The following is an 18,322-nucleotide window of genomic DNA, read 5'->3' as shown; positions in this document are numbered from 1 at the left end:
TAAAATATATAGAGCGAGACTACTTTTATAGGCAGTCTCGCTCTATTAATATGTTAAGGTTTTAATGGCTTATTTGTGGTAGTCTATTTGAGTAAGCGTACTGCGGCAACTTTACCGGCTGTATTATTATTTTTACTTTGAAAAGTAACGGTGATGTATTGTTTGTTTTTCAACATTTCAGTAGGAATCGGATATTCTACGTTAACAAATGCATTTTTGTTCCATTTCTTAGCGATATTTTCTGTTACCAGTTTCTTTCCATCAATTAAAATGTCAAATGTCCGGTTCCCGGTTTCTCTTCCCCAATAACGTACCATCAGTGATAGTGCTTCATTTCCTGCTGTATGAAGCTTGTATTGGAAAAATCCGTTTTTAGCTTCTCTCCAGGCTTCTTTTTCCAGGTTTCCTGTACGTGATTTCTCATTTTTCATGAGATGATCTGCTTCCGGTTGTTGTTCGCCGGCTATGACGAAATCTATTGTCCTACGGTCAATTTGCAGTTTTTGCATCTCTTCTTCTTTTTTACTTGCTTGGTAGTACTCAAATTCTTTTTGAGACATAGACTGCCAGTAAATAACATATCGACTATCATGTATCCGGAAGAAAGGCTCAAATATCAAATCCTTGTATTTCTCTTGTTGTACAAGACCGGGAATGGTATAGCTTAACGGTTTGCCGGCTATCGGTTGCATATTATTCAATTTGTCTTGTATCTCATCTCTGTTGCCAATGATAAAAGGAGCTTCAAATGAGGGGACTAATGGACCGTAGGCAACATGTCCCATACGGCTGTCGTTAGCAATAAATCTTTTCATATTTCCCTTTTCGGTCTTAGCTCCTAATAATATCGGACCACGTAAGATGGATATATAATTAGGTACATTAGGCATTTCTTCGATAGAGACCTTCATGGGAGTATTGATATTGACAACATCTCCATTTTTCCATATTTTGTCTATTTTTATATATGACGATGGAGACGAGCCTATGGCATAGTTCTTACCATTATGCGTTACTTTCATATCAGATGACGACACCCAGCGTGGATGGCGTATCAATAGAGTGAATCTTGTAGGCTTTTTTACATTGATTGTTATTTGACTGTTTTCTTCATCAGGGAAGAGAGTCTTTTGTGTGAGGGTAACCTTTTTATCTTTCCAGTTTAATTTAGAGGCTATGAACAGGTTAATAAATAGAGAATCTGTAGTATGGCTATAGATGAATTCACCATATTTGCCATGATTTTCCATTCCTGTTCCGACACAACACCACATTGCAGAATTCGGAGCTGAATATACCCGATAATGGCAAGGCCGGGCAGGGGTAAAATACACGTATCCACCATGTTCAGGATGTTGTGATGACAGTATATGATTAAATACTGCTCTTTCGTAAAAGTCAGAGTAACTGGCTGAAGGATGCATTCTGAACAATCCTTCTGTTAGCTTTAGCATATTATATGTATTACAGGTTTCCGGACCTTCCCGTTCTTCTGCATAACTGATACAGTCATCTTTTTCAGGAAAGTGTTCGCGACGACTGTTACCCCCTAGCGATAAAGAGCGGTGATTTACGACTCTATTCCAGAAAAAGGTAGCAGCGGTGGTATAGGTTGTATCGTTCGTTAGTTCCGCAATACGTTGGTAACCGACAGCTTTAGGAACTTGAGTATTGGCATGTTTGTTATCTAAATTGTCTTTTCCGGCAGCCATACTGTTAAGTAGCCATTTGTGTGAAAAGCATTTGGCTGCCTTTAGATATTGAGCATTCTTCGTTATTTGGTATGCATCTGCATAGACTTCGGCCATCCCTCCAAATTCATTAGAGAGCATTTCTTCCATTTGCTTTTCGTTCAAGGGAGAAATGATGTCTATTCCCCAATCACATAACTTTAAAAACATATCTTTGGCCTCTTGGCTATTTCCATATAACCATGCATCTCTGAGCCCGGCAAAGGTTTTGTGCAAATTATACCAGGGAACCCATGATTTCCATACAATTTTAATATTTCCTTTTTTAACTTCTTCCCAAAGATGTTTACTGTCGGGGACACCACCTATGTATCCGTTGCCATTTGCCTTCTGACAGCGTTTAAGTTCTGAAAGCATATATTCCATCCTTTTTTTACAATCAGGATTTCCGGTGGCGGCATAATGGATGGCTAATGCACTCAAATAGTGGCCTCCTACGTGTCCACTCAACCTTACCCAATTAGGAAAAACTTCTCCTTTAGGAGTTAATCCTGCCTCTTTAAGGAAGGGGGCAAGTAGTCGATCCGTATCATACTTTAAAAGATTCTGTACATTCAAATTACAAGCATACTTGAAAGGTCCGTCAAGTAGTTCTACATCTTTCAAAGAAAATGTATTGGGATACAGCTTATCTTGAGCAGTGATGCGGGATAATATTACTACTAATAAAATAAGACTTAAAGTGATTTGTTTTTTCATGATATATTGATTTTATCCATAAATGGCGAAAATGAAAATGACCGGACTTATAACTAGTCAATTTTATAAAGGCTGAGTCATTCTTTTATTTGGGGATTCGTCCATAAACAAGTAGGATTTTTTATATCCTCCATAATCTATCACTATTTTTTCGAGGACAATGCCCGGATCCAAAGGACGGAATATCAGCGTCTGTAATCCGTCTGATGTGCGTGGTAACTCCAACTTGACTTTTTTCTCTACTATACGTCTGGCTACTGTAGGATAGAATACGCTATAAACATTTTTAGGGTCCTCATTCAAATTATGGTTGAAATTGACGGTTTCCGTTTTTCCTCCTTCAAATCCAATGTTATACTTATGCCCTTTGGAATCATGGAACGCAAGGGTTGATTTTACTACAATGTGTACATTGACAGTCTTAGTCTCCTTTGGTAACTTCATCTTATAAGAGATGGAAGCTCCATCGGTAGGTTGTGTGTATGGCATTAAGGCCATTCCACTAAGGGTTCTTCCTATATGTGGTATGACTATCCAGTGTGCATCGGCTGCATTCTGAATGCTGAAATAATGTTCGGCTTCCATAGCCACATAGCCGTTTTCTCCTGTAAATATATAACCTCCTGTCGCCTTCTCCGGCTGCTGGATACGGAATACCTCCGGCAATTTATCTGCAGGGAAGTTATCATTCCATGAAGTATATCCGATATGTTTTTGGATCATCATATTTTTCCATTTACCGCCGGACATCACATTGTTATAATCATTGCTCAATGCTTTGTCGCGTGCAAATGCTTTTTCAACTTTGTCTGCCCATTCATTAGCTTGCGGATTGTTTTCTTTGTAGAGTTTGTGGTTCATGGCTTGTGCGTAGTACATCTCATACAAATTGGCCATTGCTTGTACCGGGAAAAGAATCAATTGCTTGTAGGCATCTTTGTACTCCGGTTTGAGTGTGGTATATTGCCTTAATGCTTCCGCTTCAAGTTTCACAAACTCGTCCGATACTTGTTTCCATTCTCCTGTTTTCAGGTTATAGGTTTTACAGTCGAGCATTTCGGGAGTGACACGTCCTGCATATTTGCTGTATAGGTTCAAGATGTGCATTACTTCATCTGCTTGTTCCTTACCGAACTGTTGTGCACAGAATTGGCGTGGATGTTCCTGCAAATTATCAGCTGTATACTGTTTGGGATTCCATGCCATATCCAGGAAAAGGGTGATAGGATATTCCATTGGTTTCAGGTCGCCCACATTCAAAATCCAAAGTTTATCGACTCCATAGTCGTATGTCAGTTGCAGTTGTTCCCACATATTTTGAATCGGGGTAACATTGAGCCATTTTGAATTACGGGGAGCACCTACATAATCAACATGATAATACATACCCCAACCTCCCGGATGTTTCCGCTCTTCAGCGTTAGGAAGGCGGGTTACATTTCCCCAGTTGTCGTCGGTCAGCAACATGATAACATCATCCGGTGCACGAAGTCCCATATCATAGTAGCGTTGCACTTCTTTGTAGATAGCCCAGACTTGCGGGCGTTTTTCCGGAGCTTCTCCCGTTACTTCCTTGATAATCCGACGTTGGTTCTTGAAGATTTTCTCCAGCAAACGTATGTTGTCCTTGTCACGTGCCGCATATTCATGGTCTTTTCCTTCTTTACCTCCCATTGGCGCATCACCGTCCCCACGCATACCAATGGTGATAAGGTCTTCCGTATCGGCAGCTCTTTCAATTCCCTCGCGGAAAAACTGATCTATGGTCTTTTGGTTGGATGTATAGTCCCATACGCCATATTCCTTGCGTTTTCTTGCCCATTCCTGATGGTTACGTGCCATAGGCTCGTGATGGGAGGTTCCCATAATAATCCCCATTTCATTGGCGGTTTTGCTGTTTTCCGGATCGTCTGCATAAAAGCTCCAACTCCACATAGCAGGCCACATAAAATTACCGCGCAGGCGAAGGATCAGTTCGAACACACGTGCATAAAAACGGTGATCACCGTATTTTGTACCATACGTATGTTTTACCCAACTAGTCAGGCAAGGAGCTTCATCATTAAGGAAGATTCCTCTATATCTGACAGCGGGTTCGCCATCTGTATATATTCCGGGTTTTATATAGACATTTTTTTGTTTGGCAACAGGAACGTCCGCCCACCAATACCAGGGAGATACACCCATTTGTCGGGAGAGTTCGTATATTCCGTAAATTGTTCCCCGTTTGTCGCTACCTGCAATCACCAAAGCCTCATCAACTCCTTCGCAGGGATTAGTTATGATTTGTAGGAGGAACTTTTCCGTTTTTTCGTTCAGTTCATTCTTATTCAGCTTTTTAGATTTTATCAGTTGCTGGATGATAGGACTTTGGTATGTTCCTATCAAGACGCATTGTTTGTTATTTCCTTCTGTTAGGATTTCCGGTTTTGTTCCACATACATTGAATATATCTTGTTGCAGATTATCAATGGCGATTTTGACCCCTTTATCAATATTCGAATCACATTTTATAATACAAGGTTGTCCGTTTACTATCAGCGGAAAGTAATCTGCTAGAGGTGTGAAAGAGATGAATTGTTCTGCAGAGAACATCGAAAGGCTGACTATTGAAAGCCATAAGAGTAATAATACTTTTTTCATGGTATGCATCATATAAAACAGTTAATAATACTTTTGTTCTTTGTGGAGCAAAGATAGCGTATCTTATACTGTCTGATTATAAGATTTGTTTCTGTTCTATATCTATGTGTAACCGTTGTTTTTTTAATCTGTTTCAAATATTATTCTAATTGTTACATCATTCGTGCCCTTTGTTCTTACAACTGCTGATTACCAATGTTATAGCTTACTCAGTTCCAATATTTTCTTTTCCAATGTCAGGTCGTCGGTAGTCATTTGGGGAGTGGGGATGTTACACATACGTATAACGTCTCCTTCACGACAGGTATAGCTGTAATAGAGACGCTCGATTTCACTCAGCTCGTCGTAGGATTTTAGGTTCCCTTTTTGTTGAAGAAACTTGGAACGTTCGGCTCTGTCGGTCTGTTTAACCAATAATATACGGCGGGCGATAGGGTTGTAATTATAATCAAAGCATTGGTAAATGCCGCGTAGGAAAGGCGGACGGTCGAACATCGGCAGTTTGAGGCAAATATTGAACATGGAAAGTTGCGGGGCATGACTCTCATTGAAAACAAGATAGAGATGACTCATGCCATTCATCAGTCCGAATCCCCAATGAGTGGTGCCATGAGCATTCGTGTGTCCCACTTCGATGTAGTTGCCATTCTCGGCCGGAGCGATGAAGTAAGGCTCGATTTTCAGGTCATTGGTGTTGGAGGAGAGACTGTAGCTGGTATATATGCCACTGAAATTTGTGATATGATTCACACTTTGCCTGGCGTTGTGTGCCAGTTCGGAAAGAAAAGGATTCATACTGTCCGGCTTTTCTTTTACTACCACCTCCATAGCGAAGAGTGCCTGTTTCATTTGCGGAAGTAGTCCGAAGAGTTTCTTTTTCGAAAGATTATTGACCCACATTAAAGCGTTGTCCAATGCTTCGTTGTCATCCATCCCTTTTTCCACATTTTTGAAGTATGCCGGGAATACTGTGGAATACATGGCGGACAATACGCTCGGGGTGAGTTGTGCTTGTTCGGCCATTTCTTTCATCTTGATACCCTTTCCACGTAGGAAAGTAATGCGGTCGTAGATTTCTTTCAGCTCATTCATATTTTTTATTGAGGAGTTCATTAGCTTGTTACAAAAATAGCTTTCTCTCTTGAATTCAACTCTCTATACGCTGACTTTTATTGCAAAAAGGTTGTTTTGTAGCCTCTTTCCGGTGTGTTACATTACAATTACATGAATATTTCTGAATTATTTCGTACTTATTATTCCTGTTTTATTCATTTTTTACCTCGTTGGGTGGTTCTACTTTTGCGATGTCAAAACGAAGAAGAATATGAATTTATCACTGAATAAACTGATAGGACAAAGACCGGACATACAATACGGTAAAACGGAAAGACATACTCCTGACTGGCTTTTCATTCTCTGGATGGGTGGTACGGCACTATTGTCTTACTCGTTGGTTTACGCTTTACGTAAGCCCTTTACTGCTGCTGAGTTTGAAGGGTTGACGGTGGCTGGTATGGATTATAAGATTGTGGTGAGCATTATCCAGCTCATCGGTTATGTATGCGCCAAGTTGTTTGGCATTAAATATATTTCCGAATTGCAGCCGCAGAATCGGTTGAAGTTCATTATCGGATCTGCTGCCTTGTCCGAAGCCTCTCTGTTGGCGTTCGGCCTGTTACCATTGCCCTATAATATAGTGGCACTTTTCTTTAACGGGCTTTCTTTGGGTTGCATGTGGGGAGTGATATTCAGCTTTCTCGAAGGTCGTCGTACTACCGATATTCTGGCAAGTATTATGGGAGTGAGTATGGCACTGAGTTCGGGAGTGGCAAAGAGTCTCGGACTTTATGCGTTGAATCAACTCTATGTCAGTGAGTTTTGGATGCCTGCACTCGTAGGGGGATTGGCCTTTCCGTTGCTTTGCTTTATGGGATGGATGATGACCAAGTTTCCTCGTCCTACGGCGGCGGATATTGCAGCCCGTTCCGTTCGTGTCACTCTCAACGGACAGCAACGTTGGGCGCTCTTCAAACAATATATGCCCTTACTGCTTTTGCTTTTTGTCGCCAATCTTTTGCTTACTGTACAACGTGATATTAAAGAGGATTTTATTGTCTGCATCATTGATGTGGATACAATTTCTTCCTGGCTGTTTGCCCAACTTGATACCATCGCTACATTGGTATTATTGTCCACGTTTGCCGTACTCGCTTTCTCCGGAAATCATTTGAAAGTACTTTATACATTGTTGGGACTTTCTACCGCAAGTATGGGGGTATTGGCTCTGCTAGGTAGCGGAGAGGTACAGTTGTCTACTACTTTGTGGCTCTTTTTGCAGACGCTCTGTATAGACATTGCTTACCTCAGTTTCCAAACCATTTTCTTTGAAAGGTTCATTGCTTGTTTCAAAGTGAAGGGGAACGTGGGATTCTTCATTATCACTATAGATTTTGTCGGTTATGTGGGTACGTTAGCATTACTGCTGTTTAAGGAGTTGAAAGCCTCGCATATAGACTGGACGGTGTTCTATAATGAGATGAGTGTCTTTGTAGGCATAACCTGTTGCATCGCTTTTGCCGCTGCAGCCGTCTATGTGATGAAGGCTAAGAAAATCCCTGATACGGGTAGCGTAAGAAAGGTAAATGACATGAATAGTTACAACGAATTATTAACTTCAAATCCAACGATATGATTGACATCAATTACACTAGAATGAGTAATATCAATAACTGCAATATGAAAAAAATAGAATGCGTGATTATGGATTGGGCGGGTACTTCCGTCGATTATGGATGTTTTGCACCGGTAGCGGCTTTCGTGGATAGTTTCAAGCAGATGGGACTGACTGTTACGGCTGCCGAGACACGTGCCCACATGGGGTTGACTAAGATTGAAGAGATACGTGCTTTGTTTTCCATTGAACGGGTAGGAAAGGACTTTCGTGAGAAGTACGGACGTGACTATACCGAAGAGGATGTGCAGGAATGCTATAAACGTTTCCAAAAGGTATTGTTCGATACTTTGGAAGATTATACGGAGCCTATTCCCGGTGTGGTGGAGGTGATTGCCAAACTACGCGCTCAGGGAATCAAAATCGGTTCTACTACCGGATATACTCAAAAGATGATGGATGTGGTGATTCCTGCCGCAGAAAAGAAAGGTTACAGGATTGATAATTGTGTCACTTCGGACAATCTGCCCGGTGGTCGTCCGAAGCCTTATATGATTTATCGCAATATGTGTGATCTGGACGTTGCCTCCCGTTTCTCTGTGCTGAAATATGGTGATACGATTGCAGACATACGTGAAGGTGTGAATGCCGGTGTGTGGAGTGTAGGTGTAATAATGGGAAGTAACGAATTGGGACTGACTGAAGAAGAAACCCGCACTCTTCCGATGGGGGAACTGAAATGCCGCATGGCTAAGGTGCGGGACCGTATGTATGCCGCTGGTGCTGATTATGTGGTGGACACGATTGCCGAACTGCCGATGTTGATAGAGGATATCAATGAACGTATGGCATTATAAAAGAAAGAATAATAAAAATAACAAACCGATAAATTAATAAATCTAAGATAATATGAGACCTTATTTACTTTTGACTCCCGGTCCTCTTACTACAACCGACACTGTGAAACAAGCGATGATGAGCGACTGGTGTACTTGGGATGAAGATTACAATCTTGGTATTGTAGAAGTTATCCGTAAAGAATTGGTGGAGATTGCTACTAGCGCTCCTGACGAGTATACGGCTGTGTTGATGCAAGGTAGCGGAAGTTTTTGTGTGGAAGCCACACTTGGCTCTGTAGTTCGTCCTGAGGATAAACTGTTAGTAGCAGCCAATGGTGCTTACGGTAAGCGTATGGGCATTATTTCCGAATATTACCATATTGATTGTCACGTGATGAGGTTTGAAGAAATAGAACCGGTGAATGCCAATAAGATAGATACTTATTTGAATGAACATCCGGAGGTGACGCATGTGTCTGTAGTACATTGTGAGACTACGACCGGTGTGCTCAATCCTTTGGAGGAGATTGCCGCCGTGGTGAAGCGCCACGGTAAGATATTGATTGTGGACGCTATGAGTAGCTTTGGAGGAGTACCCATCGATATGGCAAAGTTAGGTATCGATTTCTTGATCAGTAGTGCCAACAAGTGTATTCAAGGTGTACCGGGATTTGGCTTTATCATTGCCCGTCGTTCTTTGATGGAGAAATGTAAAGGGATTGCCCGTTCTCTTTCGCTCGATCTTTATGAGCAATGGGAAACAATGGAGAAAGGACATGGAAAATGGCGTTTCACCTCGCCTACTCACGTGGTGCGTGCCTTCATGCAGGCTTTGACTGAATTGAAAGCCGAAGGTGGTGTAGAAGCTCGCTATGTCCGCTACTGTGAGAACCATCGCGTATTGGTGGAAGGTATGCGCGCTTTAGGCTATAAGACTCTGCTGCCCGATGAACAGCAGTCGCCTGTTATCACCTCTTTCTATTATCCTTCGGCTGACTTTAACTTTAAAGATTTCTATCTGAAACTGAAAGCTAAAGGGTTTGTCATCTATCCGGGAAAGATATCACAGGCAGATACTTTCCGTATCGGCAACATCGGTGACGTTCATCCGACTGACTTTATGAAGCTGATAGAAACGATCAAGGAAAGCTAACTTACGGCTGATGTAACGGATCGGAATGATATTGGATGAGTCCTTCCATCGGGCTTTGCAAAATCTTTCCGATTCTAATACCTGTCTCTTGTGCTGCCTCTTGAAGTATCTCTTTGTAACAATGAGCTACTGATCCTATGAAATGTGCCGGATACTGCGTGTAATCATATTGCATTACATTTCTTCGGAGAAAAGCAATGAAGCTGTCTAGCACTAATTGTCGTATTCCAGGTTCTTCCAGATGTTGTGCTATAAAAGGTGACAGGCTTGCCAGAAAACGATTCGGGAAGGGCTGACGGTAAACCCGGTCAATGATTTCGGGAACTGTCAGGTCGAATTGTTTTAGAAATGCTTCTTTGATGGCGGGAGAGAGTTGATTCTTCAAGATGTCACCGACTAGTAACTTGCCTAGAACAGCTCCGCTTCCTTCGTCACCCAGGATAAAGCCTAAAGGAGAAATGTGGTTGACAATTTCTTTACCGTCATAGAAACAGGAGTTGGAACCTGTTCCCAGTATACAGGTAATGCCTGCTTCACGACCGCATAGTCCACGAGCGGCAGCCAGCATATCCGAGTAGGCTTTGATATTTCCGACAACAGGTAAACTGTCGGCTATTGCCCGCCGGAGGGTGGGAGCTTTCTCGGGTGTACAGCCTGCACCGTAAAAGTAGACAGAGTCGATTGTTCCTTCCGGCAATTGCGGCAGGAGGGAATGTGTCAGTTCTTGCTGAATTTCTTCTTCTGATTGGAAGAAGGGATTGAGTCCTTTCGTTCCAATCCTTTTGATAGGTGTATTATCGAGGATGACACACCAGTCGGTCTTGGTAGAACCGCTGTCTGCGATAAGCATCATAGTTTACTGTATATTTTCAGTTTAATATCTTAAATATAATCACGTGAATTTATTGCTTTTTCCGAAAGAATCATCCAATCGGTTGCGAATCATTAATGAAGCAATAATACCGGGTATCGTACAAATACAAACCCAGATAAAGAAATTGGTGTATCCGAGATGTTCTTGTATCCACCCTGCCGGCATACCGGGAAGCATCATTCCAAGCGCCATAAATCCGGTTCCGATAGCATAATGAGCTGTCTTGTGCTCGCCTTCGGCAATATAAATCAGATAAAGCATATAGGCTGTGAAACCGAAACCATAACCCAGTTGTTCGATAGCTACGCAGGTGGAAATCAATATCGGGTTGTTAGGAGTGGCTGTAGCCATCCATACATATAATATGTCGGGAAGGTTGATGGCTAATGCCATAGGTAGTATCCATTTCTTGAATCCGTCACGTGAAACGAGAAAGCCGCTGATAATTCCACCAAGTAACAAGGCTATGACACCAATAGTTCCGTATATCATTCCAACTGTTGCTGTGGATAGTTCCAATCCGCCTTTATCGGCATGGTCGAGTAGGAAGGGGGAAGCAATCTTGGCTAGCTGCGATTCTCCCAATCGGTAGGTGAGTAGGAAAAAGAACATGAGACCCAAGTGTTTCTTTTTGAAGAAAGTGACAAAAGTCAGAAGAAAGTCTTCTAATAGTTTACCTACTGTGAGTCTGGGACATTTGATATCGGAATCGGGGCGGGGAAGGATAAAGCGGTGATATAAAGTAAGAGTTAGGAACAATCCCGCTAAGAAATAAAAAGTAATACTCCATGCCAGAGGTATATTGCCTTGAGAAGTCTCTAGCCATCCTGCCAGCATGACGAGAATGCCTTGCCCGAAAATATTGGCAAGTCGGTAAAAGGTATTTCGGATGCCTACGAAGAAAGATTGTTCCTTGTTGTTGAGGCCGAGCATATAAAAACCGTCTGCTGCGATGTCATGCGTAGCCGAACTGAATGCCAATAACCAAAAGAAAGCAAGGGTGAATTGTACGTAATGTGCCGTTGGGATAAAAAAGGCGATGCCTGCAAATCCGGCGGCGATGAACCCTTGCATGGCGATAATCCAGGAACGTTTCGTTTTTACCAGATCGACGAATGGACTCCATAACGGTTTGATAGTCCAGGGAAGATAAAGCCAGGAAGTGTATAAGGCTATTTCGGTATTGGATAATCCCAGGCGTTTGTACATGATGACGGCAATAGTCATTACCGCTACATAAGGCAATCCTTCTGCAAAATAGAGGGTTGGAATCCAACTCCAGGGATTTCTCTTTATAGTGGGTGTTGTCATGGCATTTGTTCGATTTTATTTATATTGTTTTTCAAGTGTACTACCGGGGTAATAGTGAGATAGTATTTCTTCATACTTATAACCTTGTTCTCCCATCACGGCGGCACCGATTTGGCAAAGTCCCACTCCGTGTCCCCAACCGGCTCCGGTGAGGATAAATCGGGAAGGAAGTTCATCTCCGTACTCCTTGTCTACTACAAAAGCGGAACTGTAAAGATGGGAAGTCGATAGAGTACGGCGTATCTCCAACTCTTTTCCAATGATGAGTGTCCGTAAGGTTCCTACAATCTTTAGCCGGACAAGACGTCCGGATGTTCCCCGTTCTACAGGAATTAAATCTATGATTTGTCCGAAATCAATCCCTGAACGTTGATGAATCAGTTCTGAAAGCTCCTGTTGCGAATAACTGACTTTCCAACGATAGAAGTCTGCTGTTTCCTGATCGTAGTTGTTTAATACTTGGCTTAGGATTTTCTTGTCCTGTGTATTACAGAAAGCAACAGGTGAGGTACGTATCCATTTATCAGCTTCCGCCTCTATGGTCAAATCGGGGAGTTGTTTTTCAGTCTTGCTATCCCGTTGTCTGATTAGATAAGGATGCTTTACGTTTTCCCAACAATTTTGGAACTCTTCAAAAGCTCCGCCACAACATTTAGAGAAACGGGTATCACAAATCGCTCCTTTATACATCAGTACTTCCCCCCGCGTGGCGGAAACTGCTTCGATAGCTTGTGGTGTTGAGGCTCGTGTAATTCCTTGATAACGCTGGCAATGATCGTCGGCACATACGTCGAAATTCTTATGTGCTTCATGGTCATACCATTTTATAAGTTGAGAGTTGAGAATGGAGAGTTGAGAGTGGGCTGCGCTGTCCGGCTGCAGAGTAACTCTCAACTCTCCATTCTCAACTCTCAACTTATTAACTAGCCAGCTTCGGGAGATGACGGCATGAGCCTTTAGTAGTTCCAAAGAAGCTGTTGCGCTCATTTCTGATGAAATGACACTGATGAGGTATTCCTCAATGGAAATCACATTGATAGCGGTTAGTTGTTCTCCTTCGACGATGATCTTTAATTCCCCTTTGAATTTCTGGACTTCTTTGCGTTCCCAATGGAAGTTGATTCCGATGGTCACATCTTTCAGTTCAAAGAAAGCAGGTGCATTTTGTGGAGGAATGAAGGATAATTCGTCGTACTCTTTTTCTTGCCACTGGATCTTTCCATTCTGATAAATAGCTTTCTGTGTTCCGGAGATTTCCGTCCCGACAGAAGAACTAAATTTTATCGGGAAAGAGAATTCAATCTCTTTCCCGGAAAGAATGCCGACAGTTATTAGAGGGACTTGCATGCTACTTTATTATTTCTACTTGAATAATAGATCGCGTAGAGTATTTAACTGTTGGGGAGATAAACTAATCTCCTTGTAAATCTTTTTAAGTTGTTGGGCGTTTAATTTATCCATGTCTTCTTCTCTGACAATCGGGAATATACCACCCATTTCTGCAACAGCCGGACTTATTAATAGCCCTTTTTCATTTGGGGTATAATAGCAATCGGGGCGATGTTTTGAGCGTAGGAAAATGAGGCAATTCCATACTTCTATTTCGTCATTTTCGAAATAGCTTATGTTATTGAGACCATACCAGGCTATCATGTTGATTAAAGGTTCTTTATCCGAATAAATGGCGGAAAGATTTTTGTAGATCTTTTCGAATTGTTGCATTAAGTCAACTTTCAGGCTTGATGTCATACCTATGCAAGTTGTGAATACATTGTCTACATAAATTGTTACGCCGTCTTCATTTTTTAATATACTCTCCAAGAAATTCATCTCAAAAGGGTTAGCCAGTTCTTCTTCTTTTCCTACTGCCTGGAAATGCATATGGTCAGGGGCGGAGGCACCGCACTCCGGTCCGTTATAGAGTATATAGAACTCGTCCAGGTTTTCAGCTAAGTGAAGCATATCTTCAAAACGTCCTTTCATACTTTGTGGAGTATGTTCCTTGTCGATGATGGTCAAGTGACGCTGAAAAATGGGGTAAGGATTGAGGCATACCTCATAATGTCCGAATGGTAGATATGTTTGCTCTGCAGGACGGTTTTTCCCGCATAAGAAACAAGGTCTTTCTTGGATAGAATTACTATCTGTTTTTGCCGTGGTCGAGAGGATGCGTTGAGGATTCGGGAAAATTCTAACTTCCATTTCTCTATCTTCTTTCTTCAGCGTCAATACTTTTTTCTTTTCCAGATTTTCTTCCAACGCTTCATAGTTCCTTTTCGCAAGTTCCCAGTTTTCTTTTTGGTTTTCTATCATTTCTTCTACAAGTTCCTGAAACTCTTGATCGATAGTATGCATCTGGATTCTGCTCTTAATTTCCCATGTGCGGATTCGGTCTTTGTAGAAGTTGTTCCGATTGACTTCTTCTGTGCTTAATGAGGCGTCGGAGTTACCTTCCCAACGGCGACAGAGGTATATTACATCATAGATACGTCCGATCTTATATTCCCGTGAGATTCGTAATCCTATGGCATAATCTTCTCCATAGCTGGTATTCGGCATTTTGATATCACGAAGAATAGGAGTGTAGAAAGCTCGTGGAGCACCCAAACCATTGATACGTAGAGCGTTGTTCTTTCCATTTTCCGGTGTCCACTCTTTGTGGTCAATAATACCGGGGGCTATCTCGTTTAGCTGGAAGTCGGTCATTAGATAAGTGCCTATTACCATTGCACAGCTTTCCTTATAAAAAGTATCTACGACTTTCTGTAAAGTGGATTCGTCTTTATATAAATCGTCACTGTCTAACTGTATGGCGAACTTCCCGCATTTTTCGTGGTGTACACCTTTGTTCCAACAACCTCCTATGCCTAAATCATTCTCTTGGGGGATGATATGGATCAATCTTTTATCGGTACTTAGTTCCTGAAGTATTTCCGTCGTTCCATCGGTGGAATGATTGTCGATAACAATAATGTTAAAAGGAAAAGTGGTCCGCTGGCTTAAAGCCGAGTTGACAGCATCACGGATGGTATGAGCACGATTGCGCACAGGGATGATGACAGATGCCTCGAATTCAAAGTTTTCGCTGTGAAGATTTACAGGACGTGAAGAAGTAGGCATGAAATAAGCATCAATACATTTCAGGTATTCGGTGCAGGCAGTTTCCATTTCCATTTGCACTTCCCGATTTTTGGGGTTTACATAGTCGAATTGTTTCTCTCCGCTTTTCCTTGTATCTGTTTCAATTTCGGTATATAGATATTCATTGATGTGCACAATTGAATATTTGTAAGAGATGTATAGACGCATAGCATATAGTCCTGCGTATTTGTACTCTTCATGCAAAACATCTGCTATTTTAGTGAAGGCGGAAGAACTAAATAGGAGTATGGAACCGAAATCGAAATCATCCCGGACACTTCCTAATTGGTAGTCGATGACAGGTGCTTGTTTAAGTTCTCCGTTAATCAGCTGATAGCGGTCGGCATAAACTATTCCATTCTCTTTATCGTTCTCCATGATTTGTACCATGCGTTCCAAGGCATACACTCCCAGTTTTAATGGAGTCTGTTTCAAGTAGAACAGCGTATATTCCGAATTGGCATTGGCTGCAATTGTTTTCATTGTGTCTGTGGAATAGAACCCTTTAACAGAGAGATATTCACACCCCGGAAGAGCTTTCTTACCGGGTTCCGAACCTAATAAATAGATCTTATTTACTAGCTCTGACGCTTGTAGTTCTTTCACTGTCTGCATGGTATCTTCCGGAGTGCCGAAAGGTATGAAGCAATTAATTTTCTTCTTCATTTTGATAATTGATATTAAACAACTGTTTATTTAGTCTACAAATGTAGGGATTTATCATACATATACATACTCTTACGAGTTTTTTATTCCAGGAGTTCCTCCCGTCGTGTTTTTAGAAGACTGCCAATTCTTGTTGAGTGAAGGCAGTTCCGGGGATTTCTTTTCGAGTGAAATGCCGATAGTTTTGGATTTGTCGGTATCGTGCATTCCGTCCCAGAAACGACAAGTGTCAAATGTATGTCCTTTCCCAGTTTTGGGGGTGCTGGACAGTGCGAGATAGCCTCCTTCATTATCAAGTGCCGGGAATTTGGATATTTCTATTAGGTTCTCTCTATCGACATTGTGTTTTTGAATAATCTTGCCGGGATATTTAGAAAAGCAAAGATATCCTTTGGATGCAATGATCAGGGGTTGGGAGGAAGATTCATTTTGTAACGTAGTGGTACTGTACACTTTGCCGTCTTCATGCATCTTATATAGAAAAAGCTGTGGCAACACAATAGTTTGTTCAGTCGGATTATAGAGCTCTATGTATTCGGCGCCGTCTGTGGCATTATCATACATTATCTCATTAAAGAGGAGCATACCTCTGACATCTTCCGGTAGTTCGGTAATATCCGGCTCTTCGGAATCCGGTTCGTCGGGAGTATTGTCGGGGGCGGTCGTTGTCTCTACACCGTTGGATAATCGTACATGATGGAATGTGAAGGCTTTACAGCGGGTTTTGGTGTAGACACAATAAATTCCCGAACAAACGGAACTCTGTATGCCGGTATCTTTCACTTGCTTTTCCAATGTATATCCGTCTTCGGATTCCAATCGTGTCCAAAAAGTCCAATACCCATTGTTATCGCATTCTACTTTTATGTATAATTGGGGGGAGTTATTACCCTTCATCACTTCCCGACCCGAAGCCAGCAGCTTGGGCTGGTCTCCATTCTGACGATAAAGTGTCACATTGTCTTTTGCTCCTCCTATTTGTATAAAATACCCGTTTAGACTACCGGAGAGAGTGTTGGAAGAAGAGGTCAGATAAAAACGTGCATAGTTATTGGCGGATGGGTTGAATGTAAGGTGAACTCCAAACTCCCAGCGGGTATTCTTTACTGACGTGGACGGTATGGTGACATAGGCTGTTCCACTATCTTCTGCCGGATCATTCAGATGGACTCCTTCTTTAGAATTGATAGTGAATTTATCTGTTTCTCCTTCCCAAGAAAGTCCAGAAGTAGCCGTATCTTCTCCTTCTGAATCTTCTTCATCATCGGCAGGAAGTGAACAATTATAGAATATGGAAATGAACAGACCTAGAAGTGTAAACACTTTGTAAATTCTCATACGGTTTAATTCTTAGATGATAATTAATGCTTGAACCGTATTTGTTTGTGTATAACGCAGAGGCAATTGCGGCTTAAATTCTATTTTGTGAATGCAAAGGTATATAAAAAGTCCGGTTTCAAGGGCGAAACCGGACTTTTCTTTCTTAAATCACCTTTTATGATTTAGACATTCTTTACTTTAATCAGATATTCTGCGATCTGCACTGCGTTCAGTGCTGCACCTTTCTTGATTTGGTCACCTACAATCCAGAAAGTCAATCCGTTTTCATTCGTCAGGTCTTTGCGGATGCGTCCCACATAAACCGGATCTTTCCCAGCTAGGAATAACGGCATCGGGTACTCTTTTTCCGCAGGATTATCCTGAAGCACCAGTCCGTCTCCCTTAGCAAATGCTTCGCGGGCTTCTTCGATAGAAATAGGGCGTTCGGTTTCTACCCAAATACTTTCAGAGTGAGCACGTAGTGCAGGAACACGTACGCAAGTCGCGCTGACTTTAATATCTGAATGCATGATTTTACGTGTTTCGTTATACATCTTCATCTCTTCTTTCGTATAACCGTTTTCTGTGAATACGTCAATCTGCGGTATGAGGTTGAAAGCCAATTGGTATGCAAACTTTTCTACTGTAACAGGTTCATTTGCCAATACTTGGCGATATTGCTCGTACAATTCGTCCATAGCGGCAGCACCGGCACCGCTGGCTGCCTGATAGGTAGATACGTGCACGGTTTTTATATGAGAAAGCTGTTCGATGGCTTTCAGTGCGACAACCATTTGGATTGTTGTACAGTTGGGGTTGGCAATGACACCGCGTGGACGCTCCAATGCGTCTTCGGCATTAACCTCAGGCACTACCAAAGGTACATCCGTATCCATACGGAAAGCGCTGGAGTTGTCGATCATCACAGCACCGTATTTAGTGATGGTCTTTTCGAACTCTTTGGATGTTCCTGCACCGGCAGAAGTGAAAGCAATGTCTACCCCTTTAAAGTCATCGTTGTGTTGTAAGAGTTTCACCTCGATCTGTTTACCGCGGAAAGTATAAGTTGTTCCGGCACTACGTTTAGAACCGAACAAAACTAACTCGTCCAACGGGAAGTTTCTCTCATCGAGCACGCGCAGGAATTCCTGTCCCACGGCTCCGCTTACGCCAACAATAGCTACTTTCATCTTTTTCTTTTGTTAAATGTGAATACTGTAATTTCCTTTCTATACTGTCTAATAGGAAAGATTA

12 protein-coding genes are annotated in these 18,322 nt (G+C 42.0%); 3 read left to right on the top strand and 9 right to left on the bottom strand.

The features are described from left to right. Window positions 1-83: 83 nt before the first annotated feature. The 3 genes from ACNOGP_RS02115 to ACNOGP_RS02105 all read right to left on the bottom strand — a co-directional run bounded on the left by ACNOGP_RS02115 (window position 84) and on the right by ACNOGP_RS02105 (window position 6,185). Entirely contained in the window at window positions 84-2,450 is a 2,367-nt protein-coding gene (locus ACNOGP_RS02115) for a beta-L-arabinofuranosidase domain-containing protein (RefSeq protein WP_418213966.1), read from the bottom strand. A gap of 63 nt (window positions 2,451-2,513) precedes the next feature. After that, window positions 2,514-5,093 (bottom strand): glycosyl hydrolase 115 family protein, encoded by a 2,580-nt coding sequence (locus ACNOGP_RS02110; RefSeq protein WP_418213965.1) that lies wholly within the window; start codon window positions 5,091-5,093, stop codon window positions 2,514-2,516. A 198-nt stretch (window positions 5,094-5,291) separates the two neighbouring features. Beyond that, on the bottom strand, window positions 5,292-6,185 hold the full coding sequence (locus tag ACNOGP_RS02105) for a hypothetical protein (RefSeq protein WP_418213964.1): 894 nt from the start codon (window positions 6,183-6,185) through the stop codon (window positions 5,292-5,294). A gap of 232 nt (window positions 6,186-6,417) precedes the next feature. On the opposite strand from ACNOGP_RS02105, the gene ACNOGP_RS02100 reads away from it, so the two are divergent. From ACNOGP_RS02100 to phnW, 3 genes are read left to right on the top strand one after another with little or no spacing between them, the layout of a single operon-like run. Next, window positions 6,418-7,785: a DUF5690 family protein gene (locus tag ACNOGP_RS02100; RefSeq protein WP_418213963.1), complete on the top strand. Its 1,368-nt coding sequence runs from the start codon at window positions 6,418-6,420 to the stop codon at window positions 7,783-7,785. Between the two features lie 44 nt (window positions 7,786-7,829). Beyond that, on the top strand, window positions 7,830-8,621 hold the full coding sequence (gene phnX / locus ACNOGP_RS02095; RefSeq protein ID WP_029425915.1) for a phosphonoacetaldehyde hydrolase: 792 nt from the start codon (window positions 7,830-7,832) through the stop codon (window positions 8,619-8,621). A 52-nt stretch (window positions 8,622-8,673) separates the two neighbouring features. After that, entirely contained in the window at window positions 8,674-9,756 is a 1,083-nt protein-coding gene (gene phnW, locus ACNOGP_RS02090) for a 2-aminoethylphosphonate--pyruvate transaminase (protein WP_418213962.1), read from the top strand. 1 nt (window position 9,757) lies between these two features. Here phnW and ACNOGP_RS02085 read toward each other — a convergent pair whose 3' ends face one another. The 6 genes from ACNOGP_RS02085 to ACNOGP_RS02060 all read right to left on the bottom strand — a co-directional run bounded on the left by ACNOGP_RS02085 (window position 9,758) and on the right by ACNOGP_RS02060 (window position 18,258). After that, window positions 9,758-10,609 (bottom strand): ATPase, encoded by an 852-nt coding sequence (locus ACNOGP_RS02085; protein ID WP_418213961.1) that lies wholly within the window; start codon window positions 10,607-10,609, stop codon window positions 9,758-9,760. Window positions 10,610-10,648: 39 nt separating this feature from the next. Beyond that, window positions 10,649-11,941: an MFS transporter gene (locus ACNOGP_RS02080; RefSeq protein WP_418213960.1), complete on the bottom strand. Its 1,293-nt coding sequence runs from the start codon at window positions 11,939-11,941 to the stop codon at window positions 10,649-10,651. 15 nt (window positions 11,942-11,956) lie between these two features. Then, window positions 11,957-13,288: a SpoIID/LytB domain-containing protein gene (locus ACNOGP_RS02075; protein WP_418213959.1), complete on the bottom strand. Its 1,332-nt coding sequence runs from the start codon at window positions 13,286-13,288 to the stop codon at window positions 11,957-11,959. Window positions 13,289-13,303: 15 nt separating this feature from the next. Beyond that, the gene (locus tag ACNOGP_RS02070) at window positions 13,304-15,748 is read right to left on the bottom strand and encodes a DUF4922 domain-containing protein (RefSeq protein WP_418213958.1); all 2,445 of its coding nucleotides are present in this window, start codon (window positions 15,746-15,748) and stop codon (window positions 13,304-13,306) included. Window positions 15,749-15,820: 72 nt separating this feature from the next. Next, a complete protein-coding gene (locus ACNOGP_RS02065) occupies window positions 15,821-17,086 on the bottom strand; it encodes a lamin tail domain-containing protein (RefSeq protein ID WP_418213957.1) in 1,266 nt (421 codons plus the stop codon). Window positions 17,087-17,250: 164 nt separating this feature from the next. Next, entirely contained in the window at window positions 17,251-18,258 is a 1,008-nt protein-coding gene (locus tag ACNOGP_RS02060; protein ID WP_186966476.1) for an aspartate-semialdehyde dehydrogenase, read from the bottom strand. Window positions 18,259-18,322 lie beyond the last annotated feature (64 nt).

This window comes from Bacteroides difficilis (assembly GCF_048319815.1).
Lineage (GTDB): Bacteria > Bacteroidota > Bacteroidia > Bacteroidales > Bacteroidaceae > Bacteroides > Bacteroides zhangwenhongii.
This window is presented reverse-complemented; position numbering and strand designations above follow the sequence as displayed.